Source organism: Hydrogenophaga sp. GW456-12-10-14-TSB4 (assembly GCF_059424305.1).
Genome location: NZ_JBWKZH010000147.1, coordinates 1 through 1,385, shown reverse-complemented (window position 1 = coordinate 1,385; position 1,385 = coordinate 1). Strand labels below are relative to the sequence as shown.

Below are 1,385 nucleotides of genomic sequence, written 5' to 3'. Positions count from 1 at the left end.
CACGTTGGGCCGGTGCCAGAAGCGTGCCATCGGCACAGACCAGGCGGCGGCCCTTGAACAGGTTCAACAGACCCCGGGCCGCTACAGCAGAGATCAAGCGATTATTGAGCGCCCACAGGGCGGGCGCATGCAGCTTGGAGCGGGCCTTGGCCAGGGCGCGGTCAGAGACCAGAACGCCAGCGCCGTGGGTGCCCAGGCTGGCAAAGAAGGTGTCGAGTTCACTTTGCACGCTGGCGCCGCGAAAGCTCAGAAGGACGCCCAGGAGCGTGGGCAAAGGCAGCTTGCGCGCGCGGGTGAAGGCTTCGGGGGTGATCGGGGCTGCGGGCCATCTGGGCAAAGGCCGGGCTGTGCAGATGATCGGAAAAATCGGTCAGGATGGACTGTGCAAAATCACAGCATTGAGGCAGAAATCATACCAGCCTCAGAACAAAATCAAAGACTTACGCATTTTACCAGCTTAAGTTCGTGGATTGGCCCTGGGGCTGGGCTGGCCACGGTTTGAACCGCTGCGCCAAGGCTGGGGTGCGAACTCCTCGATGCCCCATTGCCCCCGGGATCCATCCTGGATGGCCAGGTTCTCCTTCGCCCGGACGGACTCGCTGACGCCTCCGCGCCACCGAGCGCGCGGGCCTCACGCCATGGTGCTGCCGCCAACCACACCAACGCCAGCCAGGTCACCCCGGACGAGCCGCCTTGAAAACCACGCGGGGAGAGGTCGGCAGTGGTGCCACTTCAGTCGTTTTGTTGTTATTTTTGTTGATTATGATGTTTTGTAAAAAATCAATGTAATATCAACTCCAAATATGCCACCCAGCACGGACTTCCGACGGCGATCCGCCCAGGTCAACTGGGCCATCACCTTTTCTTTTGCCTCTTGGCTCTCTCGTTGGGATGTCTCGGGACCATCCCTGGTGCGTAAGCCTTGAAGCGGCATGAGCCAGCCCAGATTTCTCAATGACTTACCCAAAAACATCCATGACCGCAACCTCCAAAACGCTTCTTCAGGCCATCGTCAAGGGCGCCAACGGCCGCCAGCAAAGCCACACGCTTGAATCGTTGAGCCGCCTCAAGCTGCTGCCGGGTTCTGTGGTGACGGTGGTCGACCCCTCCACGGGCCAGGCGCCCAAGGGGTTGGTGCTCAAGCGCAAGGGCCTGGATCTGGTGCTGGAGTTGGACGGGCAGGGCGAGGTGGCCACGCTGGCTGACTTCTACAGCACGCCCGACCTTGCATTCCTCCCGTCTGGAGACCTCTCCGCCGCAGGAGCGCCTGTGGCGCCAGCGGTCACGGCGGACACCGCAGCGGTGGGACAGACGGCCGCGGGTGAGTCCATTGTGTGGAAAGCCCCCTCGGCAGGTTTTGATGGCATGGGCTGGGTGATCGCGGG

At 61.8% G+C, this 1,385-nt stretch carries 1 protein-coding gene and 1 pseudogene; one reads left to right on the top strand and one right to left on the bottom strand.

Translation table 11 applies throughout. The annotated features are described in order from the left end of the window. Nucleotides 1-274: pseudogene (locus tag AC07ZS_RS29785) on the bottom strand (hypothetical protein); the annotation flags it as partial. A 701-nt stretch (nucleotides 275-975) separates the two neighbouring features. Between AC07ZS_RS29785 and AC07ZS_RS29780 the strand changes: the two are divergent. Then, nucleotides 976-1,385 (top strand): hypothetical protein (locus AC07ZS_RS29780; RefSeq protein WP_494802033.1); only part of this gene is annotated, 410 nt, incomplete at its 3' end.